This is a genomic window from Kitasatospora sp. NPDC051705, from assembly GCF_044453265.1.
In the GTDB taxonomy this organism is placed as follows: Bacteria; Actinomycetota; Actinomycetes; order Streptomycetales; family Streptomycetaceae; genus Kitasatospora.
In genome coordinates this window covers 92,493-113,136 of sequence record NZ_JBITCO010000026.1, presented here as the reverse complement: position 1 = coordinate 113,136, position 20,644 = coordinate 92,493, and the positions used below count along the sequence as shown (strand labels likewise).

The window sequence follows — 20,644 nt, the reverse complement described above, 5'->3', positions numbered from 1 at the left end:
CGAACCCGGAAGCTAAGCCTCACAGCGCCGATGGTACTGCAGGGGGGACCCTGTGGGAGAGTAGGACGCCGCCGAACAATTCTTCGAGAAAACCCCCGCCGGGCACCCGGCGGGGGTTTTCTGCTTTTCCGATGCTTTTCCGCGTCCCCGGGGCGCTCAGAGCGGCAGCTTGAAGCCGACGTGGGAGGCTGTGAAGCCGAGCCGTTCGTAGAAGCGGTGGGCGTCGGTGCGGGTGGCGTCGGAGGTGAGCTGGACGAGGTCGGCGCCGAGGTCGCGGGAGCGGTCGACGGCCCAGCGGATGAGGTCGGTGCCGAGGCCGCTGCCCCGCTCGTCGGCGTGGATGCGGACGCCCTCGATGATCGCGCGGGTGGAGCCCTTGCGGGAGAGGCCGGGGACCAGGGTCAGCTGGAGCGTGCCGACCGTGCGGCCGGCGCGTTCGGCGACGACCAGGTGCTGGTGCGGGTCGCCGTCGATGCGGGCGAGGGCGGCACGGTACGGGGTGAGGTCGTCGGGGCTCTCGCGGGTGGCGCCCAGGGGGTCGTCGGCGAGCATCGCCACCACCGCCGGCAGGTCGTCTTCGGTGGCCCGGCGGATCGTCAGATCGGTCATGACCAGAGGATAGGCCGCCCCCTCACCCGCACCCCCGGCCGGTAGCCCCCGCAGGACCCCCTCAGGGCCCTTCTCGGGGGTGATCTGCCGTCACTCCCCGGGCTTCGCGGTGGTGATGACGGCGAAGGCGGCTCCGTGCGGGTCGTCCAGCTGGGCGAGGCGGCCGACGCCGTGGACGTCGGACGCGGGGATCCGCACGGTGGCGCCGAGGGTGCCGGCGATGGCGAGGCTGGCGTCGACGTTGGGGACCTCGAAGTAGGGGAGCCAGTGGGAGGCGGTGCCGGCGGCGGTCCGCGCGGGGTCGAGTTGCACGATGCCGCCGTGGGCGTCCTCGGTGCCGCCGCCGGCCGGGGTGAGGACGGTGTAGACGAGGCCCTCGACCGGGACGTCCTGTTCCTGCCAGCCGAAGACGGCGCGGTAGAAGGCCTTGGCGCGTTCGGCGTCGACGCTGTGGCACTCGGTCCAGCAGAGGCTGCCCTCGTCGTCGACGGCCTCCAGGCCCCGGGTGTCGTGCGGCTGCCAGACCGAGAACTCGGCGCCGGTCGGGTCGGCGTAGCCGGCCATCCGGCCCGCGGTGAAGACGTCGAAGGGGGCGAACCGGACGCGGCCGCCGGCCTGTTCGACGAGTTCGGTGGTGCGGTCGGCGTCGGGGGTGGCGAAGTAGACCGTCCAGCCGGGCTGGTCGCTCTCCTCGGTGAGCGGGCCGAGCGCGGCGACCGTGCGGCCGTCGAGCCGGAAGAAGCCGTAGCCGCCGGCCTCGGGGCCGCCCGAGTCGAAGGTCCAGCCGAACAGGGCGGTGTAGAAGTCGACGGAGGCCCCGGTGTCGGGGCTGCCGAGGTCGAGCCAGTCGGGGGAGCCGGGGCGGAAGGCGGTGTTGAGCATGGCGGCACTGCTCCTCGGACGGGCCCGTGCGGGTGCGGGCGCGGTCGGCGCTCCCCCCGCCCCTCCCAGCCTGGCACCTGCGCGGGGGCGCTGCACGGCAGGGCCGCGGGGGCCGTCCGGCGCGGATTCGGGGGTGTCCGGGGCGGGCGGTACGGTGCGTAGCGGAAAGGTCCACCCGTACCGGTCGAAGGGGGTCCCGGTGGCCAGGCAGGCGCAGTCGGGGCAGGAGGTGCCGCGCCAGCTCGCACAGGTCGAGGGCGTGCTGGAGCGGATCACGTACGCCAACGAGGAGACCGGTTACACGGTGGCCCGGGTGGACACCGGCCGGGGGGCGAACGACCTGCTGACGGTGGTCGGGGCGCTGCTGGGGGCGCAGGTCGGCGAGTCGTTGCGGTTGCACGGGCGGTGGGGTTCGCACCCGCAGTACGGGCGGCAGTTCACGGTGGAGAACTACACCACGGTGCTGCCGGCGACGGTGCAGGGCATCCGGCGGTACCTGGGCTCGGGGCTGATCAAGGGGATCGGGCCGCGGTTCGCGGAGCGGATCGTGGAGCGGTTCGGGGTGGACACCCTGGAGGTCATCGAGAACGAGCCGGGGCGGCTGATCGAGGTGCCCGGGCTGGGCCCGAAGCGGACGAAGAAGATCGCGGCGGCCTGGGAGGAGCAGAAGGCCATCAAGGAGGTGATGGTCTTCCTGCAGGGGGTGGGGGTGTCGACCTCGCTGGCGGTGCGGATCTACAAGCAGTACGGCGACGCCTCGATCGGGGTGGTGCGCAACGAGCCGTACCGGCTGGCGTCGGACGTGTGGGGGATCGGGTTCCTGACGGCGGACCGGATCGCCCAGGCGGTGGGGATCCCGCACGACAGTCCGGAGCGGGTGAAGGCCGGGCTGCAGTACGCGCTGTCGCAGAGCAGCGACCAGGGGCACTGCTACCTGCCCGAGGAGCGTCTGATCGCGGACGGCGTGAAGCTGCTGCAGGTGGACGTCGGGCTGGTGATCGAGTGCCTGGCGGAGCTGGTGGCGGCGGAGGGGGTGGTGCGGGAGTCGGTGCCGGGGGACGCGGGCGAGCCGATCACCGCGGTGTACCTGGTGCCGTTCCACCGGGCGGAGATCTCGCTGGCCAACCAGTTGCTGCGGCTGCTGCGTTCGGACGCCGACCGGATGCCGTGGTTCGGTGCGGTGGACTGGCCGGTGGCGCTGGAGTGGCTGGCGAAGCGGACCGGGGCGGACCTCGCTCCGGAGCAGGAGCAGGCGGTGCGGCTGGCGCTGACCGAGAAGGTCGCGGTGCTGACGGGGGGTCCGGGCTGCGGCAAGTCGTTCACGGTGAAGTCGATCGTGGCGCTGGCGCTGGCGAAGCGGGCGAAGGTGGTGCTCGCGGCGCCGACGGGGCGCGCGGCGAAGCGGCTGGCGGAGCTGACCGGGGCGGAGGCCTCGACGGTGCACCGGCTGCTGGAGCTCAAGCCGGGCGGGGACGCCGCCTACGACCGGGACCGCCCGCTGGACGCGGACCTGGTGGTGGTGGACGAGGCCTCGATGCTGGACCTGATCCTGGCGAACAAGCTGGTCAAGGCGGTGCCGCCGGGTGCGCACCTGCTGTTCGTGGGGGACGTGGACCAGCTGCCGTCGGTGGGGGCCGGCGAGGTGCTGCGGGACCTGCTGGCGCAGGACGGCCCGATCCCGTCGGTGCGGCTGACCAGGATCTTCCGGCAGGCGCAGCAGTCGGGGGTGGTGACCAACGCGCACCGGATCAACGAGGGGAAGCCGCCGTTGACGGACGGTCTGGCGGACTTCTTCCTGTTCGTGGAGGAGGACGCGGAGCGGGCGGCCGGTCTGACGGTGGACGTGGTGGCGCGCCGGATCCCGCAGCGGTTCGGCTTCGACCCGCGCCGGGACGTCCAGGTGCTGGCGCCGATGCACCGGGGGCCGGCCGGGGCGGGGAACCTGAACACCCTGCTGCAGGCGGCGGTGACGCCGGCCCGGGAGGGGCTGGCGGAACGGCGTTTCGGCGGGCGGACGTTCCGGGTGGGGGACAAGGTCACCCAGATCCGCAACAACTACGACAAGGGGCGGAACGGCGTCTTCAACGGCACAGTGGGAGTGGTGACCGCCCTCAGCGCGGACGACCAGCGGCTGACGGTGCTGACCGACGAGGATGAGGAGGTGGGCTACGACTTCGACGAACTGGACGAGCTGGCCCACGCGTACGCGGTGACGATCCACCGCTCGCAGGGCAGCGAGTACCCGGTCGTGGTGATTCCGGTCACTATGTCCGCTTGGACGATGCTCCAGCGAAATCTGCTCTACACCGCCGTGACCAGGGCGCGGAAACTGGTGGTACTGGTCGGGTCACGGAAAGCGATCGCGCAGGCCGTGCGGGCCGTCAGTGCAGGTCGGCGGCATGCCGCGCTCGATCATCGGCTGGCAACTGGATGATTATCCAACGGGATGGTTGCCTCTAATGTTCTCTTGACGTGAAGAGATTTACGGCAGAGCCTAGGGTGGTGCCGATCTTGTCCGGTTCGTACCGGCTGCGGCGGCAGGTTTTGTAGGGGCGGGCCCTTTCGGGCCACCCCGGGTGCGCGGCTGTCCTCCAGATGGGGGATGGTGGAGACAGTCAGGGCACCTTGGAAGAGGATTCATTTCGTCGGTGAGGAAGACGTGAGCGACAACTCGGTAGTACTGCGGTACCAGGACGGCGAGTACGAGTACCCCGTCGTCGAGAGCACTGCGGGCAACGCCGGCTTCGACATCTCGAAGCTGCTCCCGCAGACCGGCCTGGTCACCCTGGACAACGGCTTCGGTAACACCGCCGCGTACAAGTCCGCGATCACCTTCGTGGACGGCGACAACGGCATCCTGCGGTACCGCGGCTACCCGATCGAGCAGCTCGCAGCACAGGGCGGCTTCATCGAGACCGCGTACCTCCTGATCAACGGTGAGCTCCCCAACGCCGGCCAGCTGGCGGACTTCAACCGCGAGATCACCCAGCACACCCTGCTGCACGAGGACGTCAAGCGCTTCTTCCAGGGCTTCCCGCGGGACGCCCACCCGATGGCCATGCTGTCCTCGGTCGTCGGCGCGCTGTCCACGTTCTACCCGGAGAGCCACAACCCGTTCGACGCGGACCAGCGCCACCTGTCGACCGTCCGCCTGCTCGCCAAGCTGCCGACGATCGCCGCGTACGCGTACAAGAAGGCGATGGGCCAGCCCTTCGTCTACCCGCGCAACGACCTGAGCTACGTCGAGAACTTCCTGCGGATGACCTTCGCGGTGCCCGCCGAGGACTACGAGCTCAACCCGGTCATCGTCAACGCCCTGGACAAGCTGCTCATCCTGCACGCGGACCACGAGCAGAACTGCTCGACCTCCACCGTGCGCCTGGTCGGCTCCAGCCACGCCAACCTGTTCGCCTCCATCTCGGCCGGCATCTCCGCCCTGTGGGGCCCGCTGCACGGCGGCGCCAACCAGGCCGTGCTGGAGATGCTGGAGAGCATCCAGAAGGACGGCGGCGACGTCGACGCCTTCATCACGAAGGTCAAGAACCGCGAGGCCGGCGTCAAGCTGATGGGCTTCGGCCACCGCGTCTACAAGGCCTTCGACCCGCGCGCCGCGCAGGTCAAGCTGCTCGCGCACGAGGTCCTCGCCCAGCTCGGCAAGAACGACGAGCTGCTGGAGATCGCGCTCAAGCTGGAGGAGCACGCCCTCAAGGACGACTTCTTCGTCTCGCGCAAGCTCTACCCGAACGTGGACTTCTACACCGGCCTGATCTACCGCGCCATGGGCTTCCCGACCAGCATGTTCACCGTGCTGTTCGCCCTCGGCCGGCTGCCGGGCTGGATCGCCCACTGGCACGAGATGATCAACGACCCGACCAGCCGGATCGGCCGCCCGCGCCAGATCTACACGGGCACCGAGATCCGCGACTACGTCGCCCTCGGCGAGCGCTGACGCAGAACCGGAAGGGCCCGGCCGCACCGTGGTGCGGCCGGGCCCTTCGGCGTCCCCGTGGGGACGGAACCGTACGGCGCACGACTCCGGGGCCGGGCCGTGACCGGGGACGGCCGCTCAAAGCGTCCCTGGCCCGTCACAACCCCGGCGCCGTGCGCGAGGTCGTCATGGTCGACGACCGTCCCGGGGCCCGCCGGAGCCCCGTCGGCGGCAGCCGGTGGCGGTGCGGGGACGCGTTGCCGTTCGTAGCGTCTCCACCCACCGGAAAACTGCCGCACTACCAACCTAAGACGTATCAGGGTGCGAGAAGTTACGCCCGGGGGGTGTGAGCTGCCTCTCGCCACGCTCCGTGTGCGCCTCGTGTCCGGCCCATACCACACGATCCCGCGCGGGCTACGTCACCCTCCCCGCAGTCACGGCAACCGAGCGTGATAGGAATCGTGGCATTCCGGTACGGACCGCCCCGCACCCTCGCAGCGTGGCGGCGGAACTGGGGAGGGAGTGCGCAGATGGCCAGGAACGTGGTTGTCACCGGCGGTGGCACGGGAATCGGGTACGAGGTCGCGCGGCGGTTCGCCGAGGCGGGCGATCGGGTCGTGATCGTGGGCCGCCGCCGCGAGGTGCTCGAGGCGGCCGCGGCCGACCTCGGGACGAACGTCACCCCCCTGGTGTGCGACCTCGCCGACCCCGACGCCGTCGAGGCCGTGCTGGGCGACCTGCCCGAGCGGATCGACGTCCTGGTCAACAACGCCGGGAGCCGGGAGACCGTGATCGGCGGCGGGCCGCACGCCCTGCTGGCGCGCTGGCGCGGCGACTTCGAGCGCAACGTGCTGACCGTGGTGCTGCTCACCGAGTCGCTCCGCGACCGGCTCACCCCCGGCGCCGGCCGGGTCGTCACCATCAGCTCCATCGCCGCGCTGCGCGGGGCCGGTTCGTACGGCGCGGCGAAGGCCTCGCTGCACGCCTGGAACCACTTCCTGGCCGCCCAGCTGGGCACCTCGGGCATCACCGCCAACATCGTCGCGCCGGGGACGGTGGCCGGCACCGAGTTCTTCGGCCCCCGGCTGGACGAGGCGGAGGTCTCCCGCCGGGCGGCCCGCACCCTGCTCGGTCGGATCGGCGAGACCGGCGAGGTCGCCGGGGCGGTGTACTTCCTGGCCTCGCCCGAGGCCGGCTTCATCACCGGCGAGATCCTGCACTGCAACGGCGGCGAGCTGCTCGGCCGCTAGGACGTTGCCGCGGGAGGGGTCCGGACCGGGCGGTCCGGGCCCCTCCGGCGTGCGGCGGGTGCGTCAGGACGGCCGGAAGCGGCGCAGCCGCAGGCTGTTGGTGACCACGAAGACCGAGGAGAAGGCCATCGCGGCCCCGGCGATCACGGGGTTGAGCAGTCCGGCCGCGGCCAGCGGGATCGCCGCGACGTTGTAGCCGAACGCCCAGCACAGGTTGCCCCTGATGGTGCCGAGCGTGCGGCGGGAGAGCCGGATCGCGTCGGCGGCGGCCCGCAGGTCCCCGCGGACGAGGGTGAGGTCGCCGGCCTCGATGGCGGCGTCGGTGCCGGTGCCCATGGCCAGGCCGAGGTCGGCCTGGGCGAGTGCGGCCGCGTCGTTGACACCGTCGCCGACCACGGCGACGACCCGGCCCTCGGCCTGAAGCCGACGGACGGTGGCGAGCTTCTCCTCCGGCATGACCTCGGCGATGACGTGTTCCGGGGCGATGCCGACCTCGGCGGCGACGGCCTCGGCGGCCGCGCGGTTGTCCCCGGTCAGCAGCACCGGCGTCAGGCCCAGGGCGCGCAGCCGGGCGATCGCCTCGGCACTGGTCGGCCGGACGGCGTCGGCGACCTCCAGCACGGCCCGCGCCGCGCCGTCCCAGCCCACCACGACGGCGGTGCGGCCGGCCGCCTCGGCCGCGGCCCTGGCCCGCTCCAGGGCCGGCGGCAGCGGTGCCGTCCCCGCCCGCCCGGCCGTCACCGGGCGGCCCTCGACGACACCCCGCACGCCCCGGCCGGGTGTGCTGCGGAAGTCCTGGACGGGCGGCAGGCCGCCGGTGCGCTCGGCCGCGGCGGTGGCGATGGCGCGGGCGACGGGGTGTTCGGAGGCGTGTTCCAGGGCGCCGGCCAGGCGCAGGGCCTCGGCCTCGGTGACGCCCTCGGCGGTGTGCACGGCGAGCAGGGTCATCCGTCCGGTGGTGACGGTGCCGGTCTTGTCCAGGACGACGGTGTCGACCTTGCGGGTGTTCTCCAGCACCTCGGGGCCCTTGATCAGGATGCCGAGCTGGGCGCCGCGGCCGGTGCCGACCATGAGCGCGGTCGGGGTGGCCAGGCCGAGGGCGCACGGGCAGGCGATGATCAGCACCGCGACGGCCGCGGTGAAGGCCGCGGTGGGGCTGTCGGTGGCCAGCAGCCGGCCGACCAGGGTGGCCAGCGCGATCAGGATGACGACCGGGACGAAGACGGCGGAGATGCGGTCGGCGAGGCGCTGGGCGGCGGCCTTGCCGTTCTGCGCGTCCTCGACCAGCCGGGCCATCCGGGTGAGCTGGGTGTCGGCGCCGACCCTGGTGGCCTCGACGACCAGTCGGCCGCCCGCGTTGACGGTCGCACCGGTGACCGCGTCGCCGACGGAGACCTCCACGGGCACCGACTCACCGGTCAGCATCGAGGCGTCGACGGCGGAGCCGCCCTCGACCACCGTGCCGTCGGTGGCGACCTTCTCTCCGGGGCGCACCACGAACCGGTCGCCCACCGCGAGCTCCGCGACCGGGATCCGCACCTCCTGCCCGGCCCGCAGGACGGCCACGTCCTTGGCCCCCAGGTCGAGCAGGGCGTGCAGGGCGGCTCCCGCCCGGCGCTTGGCGCGGGCCTCCAGGTGGCGGCCGAGCAGGATGAGCACGGTGACGGCGGCGGCCGTCTCCAGGTAGAGGGTGGAGGAGGCGTCGGCCCCGCCGATCGGGGTCGAGAAGTCGTGGTGCATCCCGGGCCGGCCGGCGTGGCCCCAGAACAGCGCCCAGAACGACCAGCCGAAGGCGGCCAGGGTGCCGAGGGAGACCAGGGTGTCCATCGTCGCCGCGCCGTGCTTGAGGTTGGTCCAGGCGGCGCGGTGGAACGGCAGGCCGCCGTGCACCACGACCGGGCCGGTGAGCGCGAAGGCCAGCCACTGCCAGTTGGTGAACTGCAGGGCCGGGACCATCGAGAGCAGCACGACCGGGAGGCTGAGGACGGCGCTGGTCAGCAGCCGGTCGAGCAGGGGGTCGGCGGGCTGTTCCGGCGCGGGGCGGTCGGCCGTGGCGGCGGGGGTCGGCCCGGGCTCGGCGGGGGCCGGCGGCGGCGGGAGCTCGGCGGTGTAGCCGGTGCGTTCGACGGTGGTGATCAGGTCCTCGAGGGAGACCCCGGGGCCGTAGTCCACCCGGGCCCTCTCGGTGGCGAAGTTGACGGTGGCCTCGACGCCGTCGAGCCGGTTGAGCTTCTTCTCGATCCGGGCCGCGCAGGAGGCGCAGGTCATCCCGCCGATCGACAGTTCGACGCGCTCGCGCGCCCCGGTGCCGGCTGCGCCCTGTATGCCGGGGGCGGCGGCGGTCATGCTCCCACCTCGATCATGCGGATCAGCTCCTTGGAAGGGTGTGCGGCGGGGTCCGCTGCCCGGGCCCCGCCGCACCGGGGGTCAGACGCTGCGGCCGACCAGTTCGTAACCGGCCTCGTCGACCGCGGTGCGGACCTGCTCGTCGTCCAACGGCGCGAGGGAGGAGACCGTCACGGTGCCGGCCTTGGCGTCGGCGGCGACCCCGGTGACGCCGTCCAGGGCGGTGAGTTCCTGGCTGATCGCGTTCTCGCAGTGGCCGCAGCTCATGCCGGTCACGGTGTAGGTGGTGGTGCTGGACATCCGGGCCTCCGGGGGTGCGCTGACCCGGGCGTCGGCCCGGGCTCTGACTCTGGCGACCACCGTACCCCTCAGGGGTATTTCGCGGAGGGGTGGGGCGGTGGGCGTGCTGATCGTCCCTTATGTTCGATATGTGTTCCCGATCCGCCGCGCCCAGTCGCCCTCGGCCCCCACGGCCGCCGCACTGCCACCGGGCCGTCGGCGCGGCGCCCTGCTGGCCACCGACCTCCAGGACGTGCCGTTCTGGCGGCGGGCCTCGCCCGCGCTGCTCGCCGTCCTGCTGGTCGGGCTCGCCGACCTGCTCTCCGGCAAGGACCGCTACCTCGCCCCGCTGATGACCGTCGTCCCGGCCGTCGCCGCACTCACCCTCAGACCGGGCGAACTGCTCGCGGTCTGCGCACTCGGACTGGTGGCCGTCTTCGGACTCAGCCACTACGACGAGGTCGACAACATCAACGACGCGCGCTTCCTCTACGGGGCGATGGTCAGCTACGTGGTGCTCACCGTCTTCTCCGCCTGGGTCGCGAAGATCCGGATGCGGCGCGCCGCGGCCTTCGCGGCCGTCAGCTCCGTCGCCGAGGCCGCCCAGCGGGCGCTGCTGCAGCTGCCCGGGCCGGTCGTCGGGCCGCTGCGGCTGGCCGTCCGGTACGTCTCGGCGGCCGACGCCTCGCGCATCGGCGGGGACCTCTACTCGGTGCTGGAGACCCCGCACGGCACCCGGGTCGCGGTCGGCGACGTCCGGGGCAAGGGCCTCGCCGCGGTGCAGACCGCGGCCGTGGTGCTGGGCGCCTTCCGCGAGGCCGCGTACGACGAGTCCGGCCTGCGGGGCGTCGCCGCCCGGATCGAGGCCAGCGTCGAGCGGCACGTGCCGGACGGGGAGTTCACCACCGCGCTGTTCGCGGAGTTCCGCACGCCCGGGGTGATGGAGCTGCTGCAGTACGGTCACGTCCCGCCCATCCGGGTCGACGGGGACGGGCGGGCGCACGTGCTGGACGCCCCGGACCCGTGGGTGCCGCTCGGCCTCGGCCGGCTGGCCGCGGGGGAGCCGGCCAGCTGGGGACAGCCCTTCGGGACCGCGGACGTCCTGGTGCTCTGCACGGACGGGGTGGTCGAGGCGCGGCACCGCGAGGACGGGGCGTTCTACCCGCTGGCGGAGCGGGTCGGGCCGCTGGTGCGGGGTGCCTGCGGCTCGGCCGGGGAGCTGGAGGCGGCGGTCGGGCGGGTGTACGCGGACCTGCTGGCGCACACCGGCGGGGACCTGCGGGACGACGCCCTGCTGCTGTTGATCGCTCGGACGGACGGCTGACGCCGGGGGCCCGGCGTTCCGGACGCGCCCGGGCTGGGCCTCGCGGTCGGGTCTTCGCGGGCTGGGCCTCGCGGTCGGGGCCGAGCCTGGAGGGCCCGGCCCCGGAGGCCCGTCGGGGCCCTCAGCCGGCGCTGACGGCGGCGAGGGCCCGGAACAGCAGGGCGGTGGAGGTGGCGCCCGGGTCCTGGTGGCCGATGCTGCGCTCGCCCAGGTAGGAGGCGCGGCCCTTGCGGGCCCGCAACGGAACGGTGTCGCGGGCGCCCTGTTCGGCGGCGACCGCGGCGGCCTCGGCGGCCTCGGGGAGGGCGGCGCCGGCCGCGGCCGCGGCGCGGAACGCGGCGACCGCCGGGGTGTAGGCGTCCACGATGGTCTTGTCCCCGGGGTCGGCCTTGCCGAGCGCGCGGACGGCGTCCAGTCCGGCGGCCAGCGCCTCGGCCACGTCCGCCGGGCCGGCCGGCCCGGGCAGGGCGGCGCCGACGGCCCGGAGGGCCTTGCCGTAGAGCGGGCCGGAGGCACCGCCGACCTTGGAGATCAGCGTGCTGCCGGTCTTCGTGAGGACGGCGCCGGGGCCGGCCGGCGCGAGGCCGTCGAGGGCGGTCACGGCGGCGGCGAAGCCCCGCCGGAGGTTGCTGCCGTGGTCGCCGTCGCCGATCGCGGAGTCCAGCTCGGTGAGCCGGGCCTGCTCCTCCTCGACGGCCGCGGCGGCGGCGCGGATCCAGGCCTCGGCCAGCCGGGCGTCGAGGAGCCGGGTGCCGGGCGCCTCGGTGTCCGGCAGCGGTGCTTCCGGCGGTGCTGCGTGCGGAGCGTCCGGTGCGGGGGACGGCGGGTCGATGGCGGCCATGCCTGCTCCTCCGGTCAGGCCCGCTTGAGGGCGGGGGTGTCGACGGGCGCGTCCCACAGCTCCAGCAGCTGCCGGTCCGCCTTGGTGAGGGTGAGCGAGAAGCCGGCCATGTCCAGGCTGGTGACGTAGTTGCCGACCAGGCTGCGGGCCACCGTGATGCCCTGCTCGGCGAGCCGGGCGGCGACCTCGCCGTAGGTGATGTACAGCTCCAGCAGCGGGGTGCCGCCGAGGCCGTTGAGCAGGGCGATCACCTCGTCCCCCGGTGCCAGGTGGTGGTCGGCGAGGATGGTGTCGACCACCTCGGCGGCCAGCTCGCGGACCGGGCGGAGCCGTTCGCGGCGGCGGCCGGGCTCGCCGTGGATGCCGACGCCGACCTCGATCTCGTCCTCGGGCAGGTCGAACCCGGGCTTGCCGGCCGCCGGGACGGTCGCCGCGGTGAGCGCGACGGCGAAGGAGCGGGAGGCGGCGTTGACCCGCTGGCCCAGGGCGGCCACCTCGTCGAGCGGGGCGCCCCGCTCGGCCAGCGCGCCCGCGGTCTTCTCGACCAGCACGGTGGCCCCGGTGCCGCGGCGCCCGGCCGTCCAGGTGGAGTCCTCGACCGCGACGTCGTCGTCGACCAGGACGGTGCGGACCTCCAGACCCTCCTCGGCGGCGAGTTCGGCGGCCAGCTCGAAGTTCATCACGTCGCCGGTGTAGTTCTTCACGACGAGGACCACGCCGCCGCCGTTCTCCACCGCCTTCGCCGCGGCCAGCACCTGGTCCGGGACGGGGGAGGTGAAGACCTCGCCGGGGCAGGCCGCGTCCAGCATGCCGGGGCCGACGAAGCCGCCGTGCAGCGGCTCGTGGCCGGAGCCCCCGCCGGAGACCAGCGCGACCTTGGGGCCGGCCGGGCGGGCGGCCCGGGTGATCACCCGGTTGACGAGGTCCACCGCCAGCTCGGGGTGCGCCGCGGCGACTCCGGCCAGTGCGTCCTCCAGGACGCTCTCCGGGGTGTTGATCAGCTTCTTCAACGCTCTTCGCTCCCTTGGGCGTGTCCGACAGGACGCTTCGACGGGCCGTGTGCGGCGGACGCTGCTGCCCCGACGCTACGCCAGACGGGGGTGCCCGGCACGGGGTGCGACACGCAGGGTGTCGGTCACCCTCCCGGAGCAGCGGGATCCGCCGTAAGGTCGCGGGCATGAGCGGAAACGTGGGCGTCGTCCTGGTCTCGCACAGCCCCCGGCTGGCCGCCGGGCTGCGCGAGCTGCTCGCCGAACTCGCCCCGGAGGGCGTGCGCGTGGCGGTCGCGGCCGGGACGGAGGACGGCGGCCTGGGCACCAGCTACGACCTGATCGCGCGGGCCGTCGTCGAGGCCGACGGCGGGGCGGGCGTGGTCGTGCTGCCGGACCTCGGCAGTTCGGTGCTGACCGCCGTCACCGTGCTGGAGGACGAACCGCGCCCGGGGGTGCGCCTGGTGGACGCGCCGTTCGTGGAGGGCGCGGTGGCGGCCGTCGTCACCGCCTCGACCGGCGCGGCGCTGTCCGAGGTGGTCGCGGCGGCGGAGGACGCGCGGGCCTTCCGGAAGCTGTAGCGGCCCGCCACGGGGTGGCGGCCGCCACCCCGCGGGGTGCGGTGGCCGCCCACCGGAGGCACCGGCCCGCCGCTACTTGGCGTCGGCGTAGCAGTCCACCACCGCGGTGGTGAGCGGGAACCGCACCGGGGTGTCGCCGAAGACGAGCCGACGGGCCTCGTCGGCGGCCTCGGTGACGGCGGAGACGACCTCGTCGGCGAGGTTGGCCGGGGTGTGCACGATCACCTCGTCGTGCTGGAAGAACACCAGGTGCGGCTGGTCGGCCGGGCCGGTCGCGGGCAGGTCGTGGAGCCGGCGGCGCAGCGCCGCGAGCAGGGCGAGCGCCCAGTCGGCGGCGCTGGCCTGGATGACGAAGTTGCGGGTGAAGCGGCCGCGGGCGCGGGCCGTCCGGCCGCCGGCCTCGCCGGCCGTGTCGGCCTCGGTGAGGTCGAGGAAGGCGGCCGAGGCGGGCGGGCAGACCCGGCCGAGCCGGGAGGCGACCACGCCGCCGTCCTCGCCGGTGCGGGCGGCGGCCTCGACGTAGCCCATCGCGGCGGGGTAGCGGCGGCGCAGGGTGTTCAGCAGCGGGCCGATGTCGCCGCTGGTCTGGCCGTACATGGCACCGAGCAGGCCGAGTTTGGCCTTGTCGCGGTCGCCCTGGAAGGCGTTGGCGGCGAGTGCCTCGTACAGGTCGCCGCCGGCCGCGGTGCGGGCCAGCCCGGCGTCCCGGGAGAGGGCGGCGAGGACCCGGGGCTCCAGTTGGGCGGCGTCGGCGACGACCAGCAGCCAGCCGGGGTCGGCGACGACGGCGCGCCGCAGGATGCGCGGGATCTGCAGGGCGCCGCCGCCGCGGCTGGCCCAGCGCCCGGAGACCACGCCGCCGACCACGTACTCGGGCCGGAAGCGGCCGCCGCGGGCCCAGGTGTCCTGCCAGGCCCAGCCGTGCGCGGCGTGGATCCGGGACAGCTCCTTGTACCGGATCAGCAGCGCGGCGGCCGGGTGGTCGACGCCCTTGAGCTCCCAGGAGCGGGTGGAGCCGAGCTGGACGCCCTGGTCGGCGAAGGCGCGCAGCACCTGGGTGTGCGAGTCGGGGTTGAACGGGCGCCCGCCGAGGGCCTGTTGGAGCCGGGCGCCGAGGTCGGCGAGCAGTTTCGGCTGGGTGCCCGGGACGGCCGGGCGGGGGCCGAGCAGTTCGGTGAGCAGCCGGTCGTGGACGTCGCCGCGCCAGGGCAGCCCGTCGTGGGCCATCTCGGCGGCCACCAGCGCGCCGGCCGACTCGGCGGCGACCAGCAGCCGGAACCGCTGCCGGGCGGCCGGGTCGGCGATCGCGGCGAGCCGGCGCTGCTGCTCCGCGTGGACGGCCACCACGGCGGCCAGTGGGTCGGCGCCGGGCGGCAGTTGCAGCCGGTCGGGGGCGAACAGGGTGTCCTGGCCGCCGTCGGACTCGGCGGAGCCGGGCTCGGGCAGGTCGTCCGGGACGGGCAGGCCGCGCAGCCGGGACCAGGCGGCGCCGAGCGAGCGGGGCGCGCCGAACCGGCCCTCGTGGCCGAGCAGCAGCGCCTCGGTGAGCCGCAGGTCGTGGCAGCGGGCGAGGCGAGACTCCAGCCGCGGCAGCAGCGGGGCGTAGGCGGCGTCGGTGGCGGCCCAGACCCACCGCGGGTGCCCGTCGGCCTCGCGGTCGGCGACGGCGGCGGCGAGGTCGGGGACGGCCTCGGGCGGGCCGAGCGGGGCGCCGGAGTCGTCGAGCGGCTGGAGTCGGCCGCCGGGGCCGTGCGGATCGGGGGCGAGGGCGGTCCTGGGTGCCACGGGGGTCTCCTCTCCGGCGCGCTGGTCGGGCGTGCGGGTACGGGCACGGGTGTGCGGGTCTACGGGTGCGCGACCTCGACGTTAACGGGTGGGTCGGACAACCGGGGCCGGGCCGCATAGGCAGGGTGGGTGACACGGCGTAGGGTCGGCGAAATGACCGTGAACCCGTTCTTCGAGGCCAGCACCCTGGTCTACGAGCTGCCGCCCTTCGCCGAGATCCGCGAGGAGCACTACCTGCCCGCCTACCGGCGGGGGATGGCCGAGCAGTTGGCAGAGATCGCCGCGATCACCGCCGATCCGCAGCCGCCGACCTTCGACAACACGCTGGTCGCGCTGGAGCGCTCCGGGGACGTGCTGCGCCGGGTGGACGCCGTGTTCCGCAACCAGTCGGCCTCCGACACCACCGACCTGGTCGACGCGGTGGACGCCGAGGTCAGCCCGCTGCTGGCCGCCCACCACGACGCGATCCACCTGGACCGGGCGCTGTTCGCCCGGATCGAGGAGCTGTACGGGCGCCGCGCCGAGCTGGGCCTGGACCCGGAGTCGCTGCGGCTGCTGGAGCGCCGGCACACCCGCTTCGTCCGCTCCGGCGCCCGGCTGGGCGGGGCCGAGCAGGACCGGCTGCGCGAGCTGAACGCCGAACTGGCCGCGCTCGCAACGACGTTCCAGCAGAACGTGAACGCGGCGACCAGGGCCGCCGCGCTGGTGGTGGACTCCGCCGAGGAGCTGGACGGGCTGTCCGCGGACGCGGTCGCCGCCGCCGCGGAGAACGCCCGGGTGCTGGGCCACGAGGGCCGTTTCGTGCTGAGCCTGAAGAACACCTCGGGTCAGCCCGAACTGGCCGTGCTCACGGACCGCTCGGTGCGCGAGCGGCTGCTGGCAGCCTCGGTCGGCCGGGGCGTCGAGGCGAACGGGCCGCTGGCGATCCGGATGTCCGCGCTGCGCGCCGAGCGGGCCGCGCTGCTGGGCCACCCGAGCCACGCCGCGTACGTGGTCGAGGACGAGACGGCGGGCACGGTGGAGGCGGTCTCCGGGCTGCTGGCCCGGCTGGTGGAGCCGGCGGTGGCCAACGCGCGCCGGGAGGCCGCCGAGCTGGCCAAGGTGGCGGCCGCGGACGGCGTCGAGGAGATCGCCGCGCACGACTGGGCGTACTACTCGGAGAAGGTCCGGCAGGGCGCCTACCAGGTGGACGCGGCGGCGCTGCGCCCCTACTTCGAGCTGGAGCGGGTGCTGCGGGACGGCGTGTTCCACGCGGCGCGGCTGGCGTACGGGCTGACCTTCACCGAGCGGTCGGACCTGACGGCGCACCACCCCGAGGCCCGGGTCTTCGAGGTGTTCGAGGAGGACGGCGCCCCGCTGGGCCTGTTCATCGGCGACTTCCACGCCCGGGCGTCCAAGCGCGGCGGCGCCTGGATGGACGACCTGGTGGCGCAGGCCGGCCTGACCGGCCGGCGCCCGGTGGTGCTCAACAACCTGAACATCCCGAGCCCGGCGCCGGGCGAGCCGGTGCTGCTGAGCTGGGACGAGGTGCGCACGCTCTTCCACGAGTTCGGCCACGCCCTGCACGGGCTGTTCTCGGACGTGCGCTACCCGCTGTTCTCGGGCACCTCGGTGCCCCGGGACTTCGTCGAGTTCCCCTCGCAGGTCAACGAGATGTGGATGGTCCGGCCGGAGGTGCTGGCCGCCTACGCGCGCCACCACGAGACCGGGGAGCCGCTGCCGGCCGAGCTGGTCGAGCGGATGGCGGCCGCCGAGGGCTTCGGTCAGGGCTTCCGGACGGTGGAGTACCTGGCGGCGACCCTGCTGGACTGGGCCTGGCACACCGTGCCGCAGGGCGTGGAGATCGCGGACGCCGAGGAGTTCGAGGCACGGGTGCTGGCCGAGGCCGGCATCGCGGTGCCGGCGATCCCGCCGCGCTACCGGACGGCGTACTTCCAGCACATCTTCTCCAGCGGCTACAGCGCCGGCTACTACGCCTACATCTGGTCCGAGGTGCTGGACGCCGACACCGTGCAGTGGTTCGAGGACAACGGCCGCCCGGTGCGCGAGAGCGGCGAGCTGTTCCGCCGCGAGCTGCTGGCGCGCGGCTTCAGCCGGGACCCGCTGGAGTCCTTCCGCGCGGTGGTCGGCCGGGCGCCGGAGACCGGCCCGCTGCTGGCCCGGCGGGGCCTGGCCTGACCGCCGGCCGGACGGCCCCGGTGGCGGTCAGCGCGGTGTGACCGTCACCGTCACCGGGGTGCCCGGGGAGGCGTGCGGCAGGCGGACCCGGACGGTGCCGGCCCGCCCGCCGGCCGGCTGCTCGACCTCGACGCGGGCGCCGGCGGGGGTGGCGGTGACGGCGGCGCCGTGCGGGAACGCCGCCGGGGGGAGCACGAGTTCGCTGCTGGTGCGGCTGCCGTCGGCGCGCCAGCGCAGGGTGCCGCCGGTGGTGCGCACGTCGGTGCCGGCGACGGCGGCCGGGTAGGGGCCGAAGGCGGGCTCGTCGCCGGGGGCGGGGCGGCCGGCCGGGTCGAGCGCGCAGTAGCCGCCGGTGCCGCGGCACCAGTACCACATGGTCCAGCCCTCGGCGAAGCCGTCCATGGCGGCGACCTGCCGGCGGACCAGCTCGGTGTTTCCGGGCCGGCGGGAGTCCGGCGGGCCCCACTCGCCGACCAGGACGGGCAGGCGGTGGGCGGCGGGGTAGTCGGTGATCGCCGCGGTGTAGCGCTCGACGAAGCCGCCGGACGGGTCCCAGTCGGCGCCGGACTCGACCGCGGTGTCGTAGAAGTGCGGTGCGTAGCCGAGCCTGGGCGGGCCGGGGCGCGGGTCGTCGAAGCCGGGCAGGCGGGTGGGCACGCCCTGGCCGACCAGGACGGTCGGTTCGACGAACAGCCAGGCACGGGTGTCGACCCGGCGGACGGCGGTGATCAGGCGGCGGTACATGTCGGCGAGCCGTCCCTGTTCGAGGGCGGCGGAGGCGGCGGCGAGCACCGCCGGATCGGTCGGGTCGCCGTCCACCGGGCCGAACGGCTCGTTGAACAGGTCGTAGCCCAGCAGCGAGCGGTGGCCGCGCAGTTCACGGGCGAGCCGGGTGTAGAAGTCGGCCTGCCAGGCGCGCAGGTCGGGGTCGTCGTAGAGGTGCCGGAAGGCGGCCTGGACGGCGGGCTGGAAGTAGCCGGCGAACCAGTCGTCGGGGTCGGGGGTGAAGGGCAGTCCGTCGTCCCGGGTGGCCCAGACCGGGATGCCGCGGTCGCCGCCGCCGAACTTCGGCCCGTAGACGTCCTGGTGGAAGTCGACCAGGGCGAGCAGCCCGTACCGGTCGGCCCAGCCGAGGAGCCGGTCCAGGCGGCGCAGCTCGCCCGGGTCGAGGCGGCCGCGGGTGGGCTCCAACCGCGTCCAGGAGACCGCGACCCGGATCAGCGTGAAGCCCTGGGCGGCGACGTCGCGCACGTCGGCCTCGGTGGCCTCGGCGTACTTGTCCAGGTTGAAGCCGCGCAGCTGGAGCCGGCGGCCCCGGGAGTCGGTGAGCGAGGTGCGGCCGTCGGGGCCGGTCGCCGTCCCGACGGGGTGGCGCGCCGGCGTGCCGAGGGACGGGCCGCCGAGGGACCGGTCGCCGAGGGCCGGGGTGGCGTGGGCCGGGGTGGTGGTGAGGACGGCGGTGGCGGCGAGCAGCAGGGCGGCGGCGGTGCGGCGCAGGCGCATCGGGGACCTCGCACGGCGGGGGGGCTGGGGGCCCGATGATGCCCGGGGCGGCGCGCGCCGCACAAGGGTCGTGCGCGCATCGGTCGTGCCGCGGAAGGGGCTTGCGCGGTGCGGGAGTTCAGTCGGTGTCCGGCGCGGCCGGCTCGGCGGGGGCGGCCGGCAGGACGGCGGTGGGCAGGTCGGCGGCGGCGGCGAGGCGGCCCCAGAGCAGGTCGGCGAGGGCCTGCACCATGCGGGTGCGGCTGCAGGGCCTGGTCTCCAGCCACCAGTCGCCGGCGGCCAGCACCATGCCGGTGATGCCGCGCCCCCAGGCCTCGGCGAGCAGGTCGCGGTCGGCGCCGAGGTCGACCTGGTTCTGCACGGCGCGGGTGATCTCCTCGGCGATCTGCCGCAGCGCGGGGGCGAGGGCGTTGCCGGCGCCGCTCGGGTCGCCGGGTTCGGGGTGGGTGAGCAGCCGGTAGACCTGCGGGCGGGCCTCGATGCCGGCCAGGTAGGTGTCCAGGACGTGTTCGACGCGGTCGCGGCGTTCGAGCGGTTCGGCGAGGGCGGCCCGGACGGCGGCGAGCAGTCCGCCGGTGTGGCGTTCGGTCAGGGCCCGGATCAGGCCGTTCCGGTCGCCGAAGTGGCGGTAGAGGATCGGCTTGGTGATGCCGGCCTCGGCGGCGATGGCGTTCATGCTGGCGCTCGGCCCCTCGCGCTGGACGACCCGGTCGGCGGCGTTGAGCAGTTGCTCGCGGCGGGGCTCTCGGGACATGCGCTGCTCCTCGGGTTGGGGTCGGCCTGGGCGTTGACACCGGTTACCAATCAGTAGCAGACTCCGACGATGTTACCCCAGGTAACACCCCGGTCGGCCGCACCCCTTCTTCGGAGGCAAGCACCATGAGCAGCACGTTCTCACTGGACCCGGGCGCGGACCAGCTCGCCGTACGCGACTGGCTGCACGGCTTCGCCGCCGACGTCATCCGACCCGCCGCGGCCGAGTGGGACGAGCGCGAGGAGACCCCCTGGCCGGTCATCCAGGAGGCCGCCAAGCTGGGCATCTACTCCCTGGACTTCTACGCCCAGCAGTACTTCGACCCCTCCGGCGTCGGCATCCCGATCGCCATGGAGGAGCTCTTCTGGGGCGACGCCGGCATCGGGCTCTCCATCGTCGGCACCACCCTCGCCGCCGTCGCGGTGCTCGCGAACGGCACCGACGAGCAGATCGGCACCTGGACCCCGCAGATGTTCGGCACCCCGGACGACCTCAAGGTCGCCGCGTTCTGCTCCTCCGAGCCGGACGCCGGCTCGGACGTCTCGGCGCTGCGCACCCGGGCGGTGTACGACGAGGCCAAGGACGAGTGGGTGCTGAACGGCACCAAGACCTGGGCCACCAACGGCGGGATCGCCGCCGTCCACGTGGTGGTCGCCACCGTCGACCCGGCGCTCGGCGCCAAGGGGCAGGCCTCCTTCGTCGTCCCGCCGGGCACCCCGGGACTGAGCCAGGGCCAGAAGTTCAAGAAGCACGGCATCCGCGCCTCGCACACCGCCGAGGTCGTGCTGGACGGCGTCCGGGTGCCGGGCGGCTGCCTGCTCGGCGGCAAGGAGAAGCTGGACGAGCGGCTGGCCCGGGCCCGCGAGGGCGTCAAGCGCTCCGGCGCCCGGGGCAATGCGGCGATGGCCACCTTCGAGGCCTCCCGCCCGGCCGTCGGCGCGCAGGCGATCGGCATCGCCCGGGCCGCGTACGAGGTGGCGCTGGACTACGCGAGGACCCGCGAGCAGTTCGGCCGCCCGATCATCGACAACCAGGGCGTGGCCTTCCAGCTCGCCGACATGAGGACCCGCATCGACGCCGCCCGCATGCTGGTGTGGCGGGCCTCCTGGATGGCGGCGACCAACCAGCCGTTCACCGCGGCGGAGGGCTCGATGTCCAAGCTGTACGCGGGCGAGACGGCCAAGTGGGTCACCGCGCAGGCGATGCAGATCCTCGGCGGCAACGGCTTCACCCGGGAGTACCCGGTGGAGCGGATGCACCGGGACAGCGCGATCTACTCGATCTTCGAGGGGACCAGCGAGATCCAGCGCCTGGTCATCGCCCGGGCGATCTCCGGGATGCCGATCCGCTGATCCCGGCGGACGGGGTGGGCGCGCCCCGGGGAGTGTCAGACAA

The 20,644-nt window shown here is 74.4% G+C and carries 16 protein-coding genes and 1 rRNA gene; 8 read left to right on the top strand and 9 right to left on the bottom strand.

Features of this window, described 5'->3' with window-relative positions:
• Window positions 1-77, top strand: a 5S ribosomal RNA gene (rrf, locus tag ACIA8Q_RS27185); the annotation flags it as partial.
• 79 nt (window positions 78-156) lie between these two features.
• On the opposite strand, the gene ACIA8Q_RS27180 is transcribed toward rrf, so the two are convergent.
• Both ACIA8Q_RS27180 and ACIA8Q_RS27175 read right to left on the bottom strand, forming a co-directional pair.
• A complete protein-coding gene (locus tag ACIA8Q_RS27180) occupies window positions 157-609 on the bottom strand; it encodes a GNAT family N-acetyltransferase (RefSeq protein ID WP_360223222.1) in 453 nt (150 codons plus the stop codon).
• 90 nt (window positions 610-699) lie between these two features.
• Window positions 700-1,491, bottom strand: a complete 792-nt coding sequence (locus ACIA8Q_RS27175; protein WP_360223219.1) for a VOC family protein — start codon at window positions 1,489-1,491, stop codon at window positions 700-702.
• Window positions 1,492-1,690: 199 nt separating this feature from the next.
• Between ACIA8Q_RS27175 and ACIA8Q_RS27170 the strand changes: the two genes are divergently transcribed.
• The 3 genes from ACIA8Q_RS27170 to ACIA8Q_RS27160 all read left to right on the top strand — a co-directional run bounded on the left by ACIA8Q_RS27170 (window position 1,691) and on the right by ACIA8Q_RS27160 (window position 6,669).
• A complete protein-coding gene (locus ACIA8Q_RS27170; protein WP_387906065.1) occupies window positions 1,691-3,925 on the top strand; it encodes an ATP-dependent RecD-like DNA helicase in 2,235 nt (744 codons plus the stop codon).
• A gap of 225 nt (window positions 3,926-4,150) precedes the next feature.
• Window positions 4,151-5,440, top strand: a complete 1,290-nt coding sequence (locus ACIA8Q_RS27165; protein ID WP_360223213.1) for a citrate synthase — start codon at window positions 4,151-4,153, stop codon at window positions 5,438-5,440.
• A gap of 509 nt (window positions 5,441-5,949) precedes the next feature.
• Complete coding sequence (locus tag ACIA8Q_RS27160; protein ID WP_360223210.1) at window positions 5,950-6,669, top strand: SDR family oxidoreductase; 720 nt, start codon at window positions 5,950-5,952, stop codon at window positions 6,667-6,669.
• Between the two features lie 63 nt (window positions 6,670-6,732).
• Here the strand turns inward: ACIA8Q_RS27160 and ACIA8Q_RS27155 are convergent, their stop codons facing one another.
• The gene (locus tag ACIA8Q_RS27155; protein WP_396317808.1) at window positions 6,733-9,015 is read right to left on the bottom strand and encodes a heavy metal translocating P-type ATPase; all 2,283 of its coding nucleotides are present in this window, start codon (window positions 9,013-9,015) and stop codon (window positions 6,733-6,735) included.
• A gap of 81 nt (window positions 9,016-9,096) precedes the next feature.
• Window positions 9,097-9,315 carry a heavy-metal-associated domain-containing protein gene (locus ACIA8Q_RS27150; RefSeq protein WP_360217051.1) on the bottom strand — a complete coding sequence of 73 codons (219 nt, stop codon included), beginning with the start codon at window positions 9,313-9,315 and terminating at the stop codon, window positions 9,097-9,099.
• 97 nt (window positions 9,316-9,412) lie between these two features.
• On the opposite strand from ACIA8Q_RS27150, the gene ACIA8Q_RS27145 reads away from it, so the two are divergent.
• The gene (locus ACIA8Q_RS27145; RefSeq protein WP_363364982.1) at window positions 9,413-10,618 is read left to right on the top strand and encodes a PP2C family protein-serine/threonine phosphatase; all 1,206 of its coding nucleotides are present in this window, start codon (window positions 9,413-9,415) and stop codon (window positions 10,616-10,618) included.
• 121 nt (window positions 10,619-10,739) lie between these two features.
• On the opposite strand, the gene dhaL is transcribed toward ACIA8Q_RS27145, so the two are convergent.
• Together dhaL and dhaK are read right to left on the bottom strand one after the other, a co-directional pair.
• On the bottom strand, window positions 10,740-11,459 hold the full coding sequence (gene dhaL, locus ACIA8Q_RS27140) for a dihydroxyacetone kinase subunit DhaL (RefSeq protein WP_396317807.1): 720 nt from the start codon (window positions 11,457-11,459) through the stop codon (window positions 10,740-10,742).
• A 14-nt stretch (window positions 11,460-11,473) separates the two neighbouring features.
• The gene (gene dhaK, locus ACIA8Q_RS27135) at window positions 11,474-12,469 is read right to left on the bottom strand and encodes a dihydroxyacetone kinase subunit DhaK (protein ID WP_360217042.1); all 996 of its coding nucleotides are present in this window, start codon (window positions 12,467-12,469) and stop codon (window positions 11,474-11,476) included.
• Between the two features lie 167 nt (window positions 12,470-12,636).
• Between dhaK and dhaM the strand changes: the two genes are divergently transcribed.
• A complete protein-coding gene (gene dhaM / locus ACIA8Q_RS27130; protein ID WP_360217039.1) occupies window positions 12,637-13,029 on the top strand; it encodes a dihydroxyacetone kinase phosphoryl donor subunit DhaM in 393 nt (130 codons plus the stop codon).
• A gap of 72 nt (window positions 13,030-13,101) precedes the next feature.
• Here dhaM and ACIA8Q_RS27125 read toward each other — a convergent pair whose 3' ends face one another.
• Window positions 13,102-14,814, bottom strand: a complete 1,713-nt coding sequence (locus ACIA8Q_RS27125; protein ID WP_360217036.1) for a bifunctional 3'-5' exonuclease/DNA polymerase — start codon at window positions 14,812-14,814, stop codon at window positions 13,102-13,104.
• 153 nt (window positions 14,815-14,967) lie between these two features.
• On the opposite strand from ACIA8Q_RS27125, the gene ACIA8Q_RS27120 reads away from it, so the two are divergent.
• Complete coding sequence (locus ACIA8Q_RS27120; protein ID WP_360217033.1) at window positions 14,968-16,992, top strand: M3 family metallopeptidase; 2,025 nt, start codon at window positions 14,968-14,970, stop codon at window positions 16,990-16,992.
• 27 nt (window positions 16,993-17,019) lie between these two features.
• On the opposite strand, the gene ACIA8Q_RS27115 is transcribed toward ACIA8Q_RS27120, so the two are convergent.
• Both ACIA8Q_RS27115 and ACIA8Q_RS27110 read right to left on the bottom strand, forming a co-directional pair.
• Window positions 17,020-18,495: a cellulase family glycosylhydrolase gene (locus tag ACIA8Q_RS27115; RefSeq protein WP_360217030.1), complete on the bottom strand. Its 1,476-nt coding sequence runs from the start codon at window positions 18,493-18,495 to the stop codon at window positions 17,020-17,022.
• 118 nt (window positions 18,496-18,613) lie between these two features.
• On the bottom strand, window positions 18,614-19,249 hold the full coding sequence (locus tag ACIA8Q_RS27110) for a TetR family transcriptional regulator (RefSeq protein WP_360217027.1): 636 nt from the start codon (window positions 19,247-19,249) through the stop codon (window positions 18,614-18,616).
• 125 nt (window positions 19,250-19,374) lie between these two features.
• Between ACIA8Q_RS27110 and ACIA8Q_RS27105 the strand changes: the two genes are divergently transcribed.
• Window positions 19,375-20,601: an acyl-CoA dehydrogenase family protein gene (locus ACIA8Q_RS27105; RefSeq protein WP_360217024.1), complete on the top strand. Its 1,227-nt coding sequence runs from the start codon at window positions 19,375-19,377 to the stop codon at window positions 20,599-20,601.
• Window positions 20,602-20,644 lie beyond the last annotated feature (43 nt).

Excerpts from the sequence above, each read along its gene's own strand:
- ACIA8Q_RS27180 (WP_360223222.1), bottom strand. The coding sequence starts at position 609 with ATGACCGATCTGACGATCCGCCGGGCCACCGAAGACGACCTGCCGGCG.
- ACIA8Q_RS27175 (WP_360223219.1), bottom strand. The coding sequence starts at position 1,491 with ATGCTCAACACCGCCTTCCGCCCCGGCTCCCCCGACTGGCTCGACCTC.
- ACIA8Q_RS27160 (WP_360223210.1), top strand. The coding sequence starts at position 5,950 with ATGGCCAGGAACGTGGTTGTCACCGGCGGTGGCACGGGAATCGGGTAC.
- ACIA8Q_RS27155 (WP_396317808.1), bottom strand. The coding sequence starts at position 9,015 with ATGACCGCCGCCGCCCCCGGCATACAGGGCGCAGCCGGCACCGGGGCG.
- ACIA8Q_RS27150 (WP_360217051.1), bottom strand. The coding sequence starts at position 9,315 with ATGTCCAGCACCACCACCTACACCGTGACCGGCATGAGCTGCGGCCAC.
- dhaL (WP_396317807.1), bottom strand. The coding sequence starts at position 11,459 with ATGGCCGCCATCGACCCGCCGTCCCCCGCACCGGACGCTCCGCACGCA.
- dhaM (WP_360217039.1), top strand. The coding sequence starts at position 12,637 with ATGAGCGGAAACGTGGGCGTCGTCCTGGTCTCGCACAGCCCCCGGCTG.
- ACIA8Q_RS27120 (WP_360217033.1), top strand. The coding sequence starts at position 14,968 with ATGACCGTGAACCCGTTCTTCGAGGCCAGCACCCTGGTCTACGAGCTG.
- ACIA8Q_RS27115 (WP_360217030.1), bottom strand. The coding sequence starts at position 18,495 with ATGCGCCTGCGCCGCACCGCCGCCGCCCTGCTGCTCGCCGCCACCGCC.
- ACIA8Q_RS27110 (WP_360217027.1), bottom strand. The coding sequence starts at position 19,249 with ATGTCCCGAGAGCCCCGCCGCGAGCAACTGCTCAACGCCGCCGACCGG.
- ACIA8Q_RS27105 (WP_360217024.1), top strand. The coding sequence starts at position 19,375 with ATGAGCAGCACGTTCTCACTGGACCCGGGCGCGGACCAGCTCGCCGTA.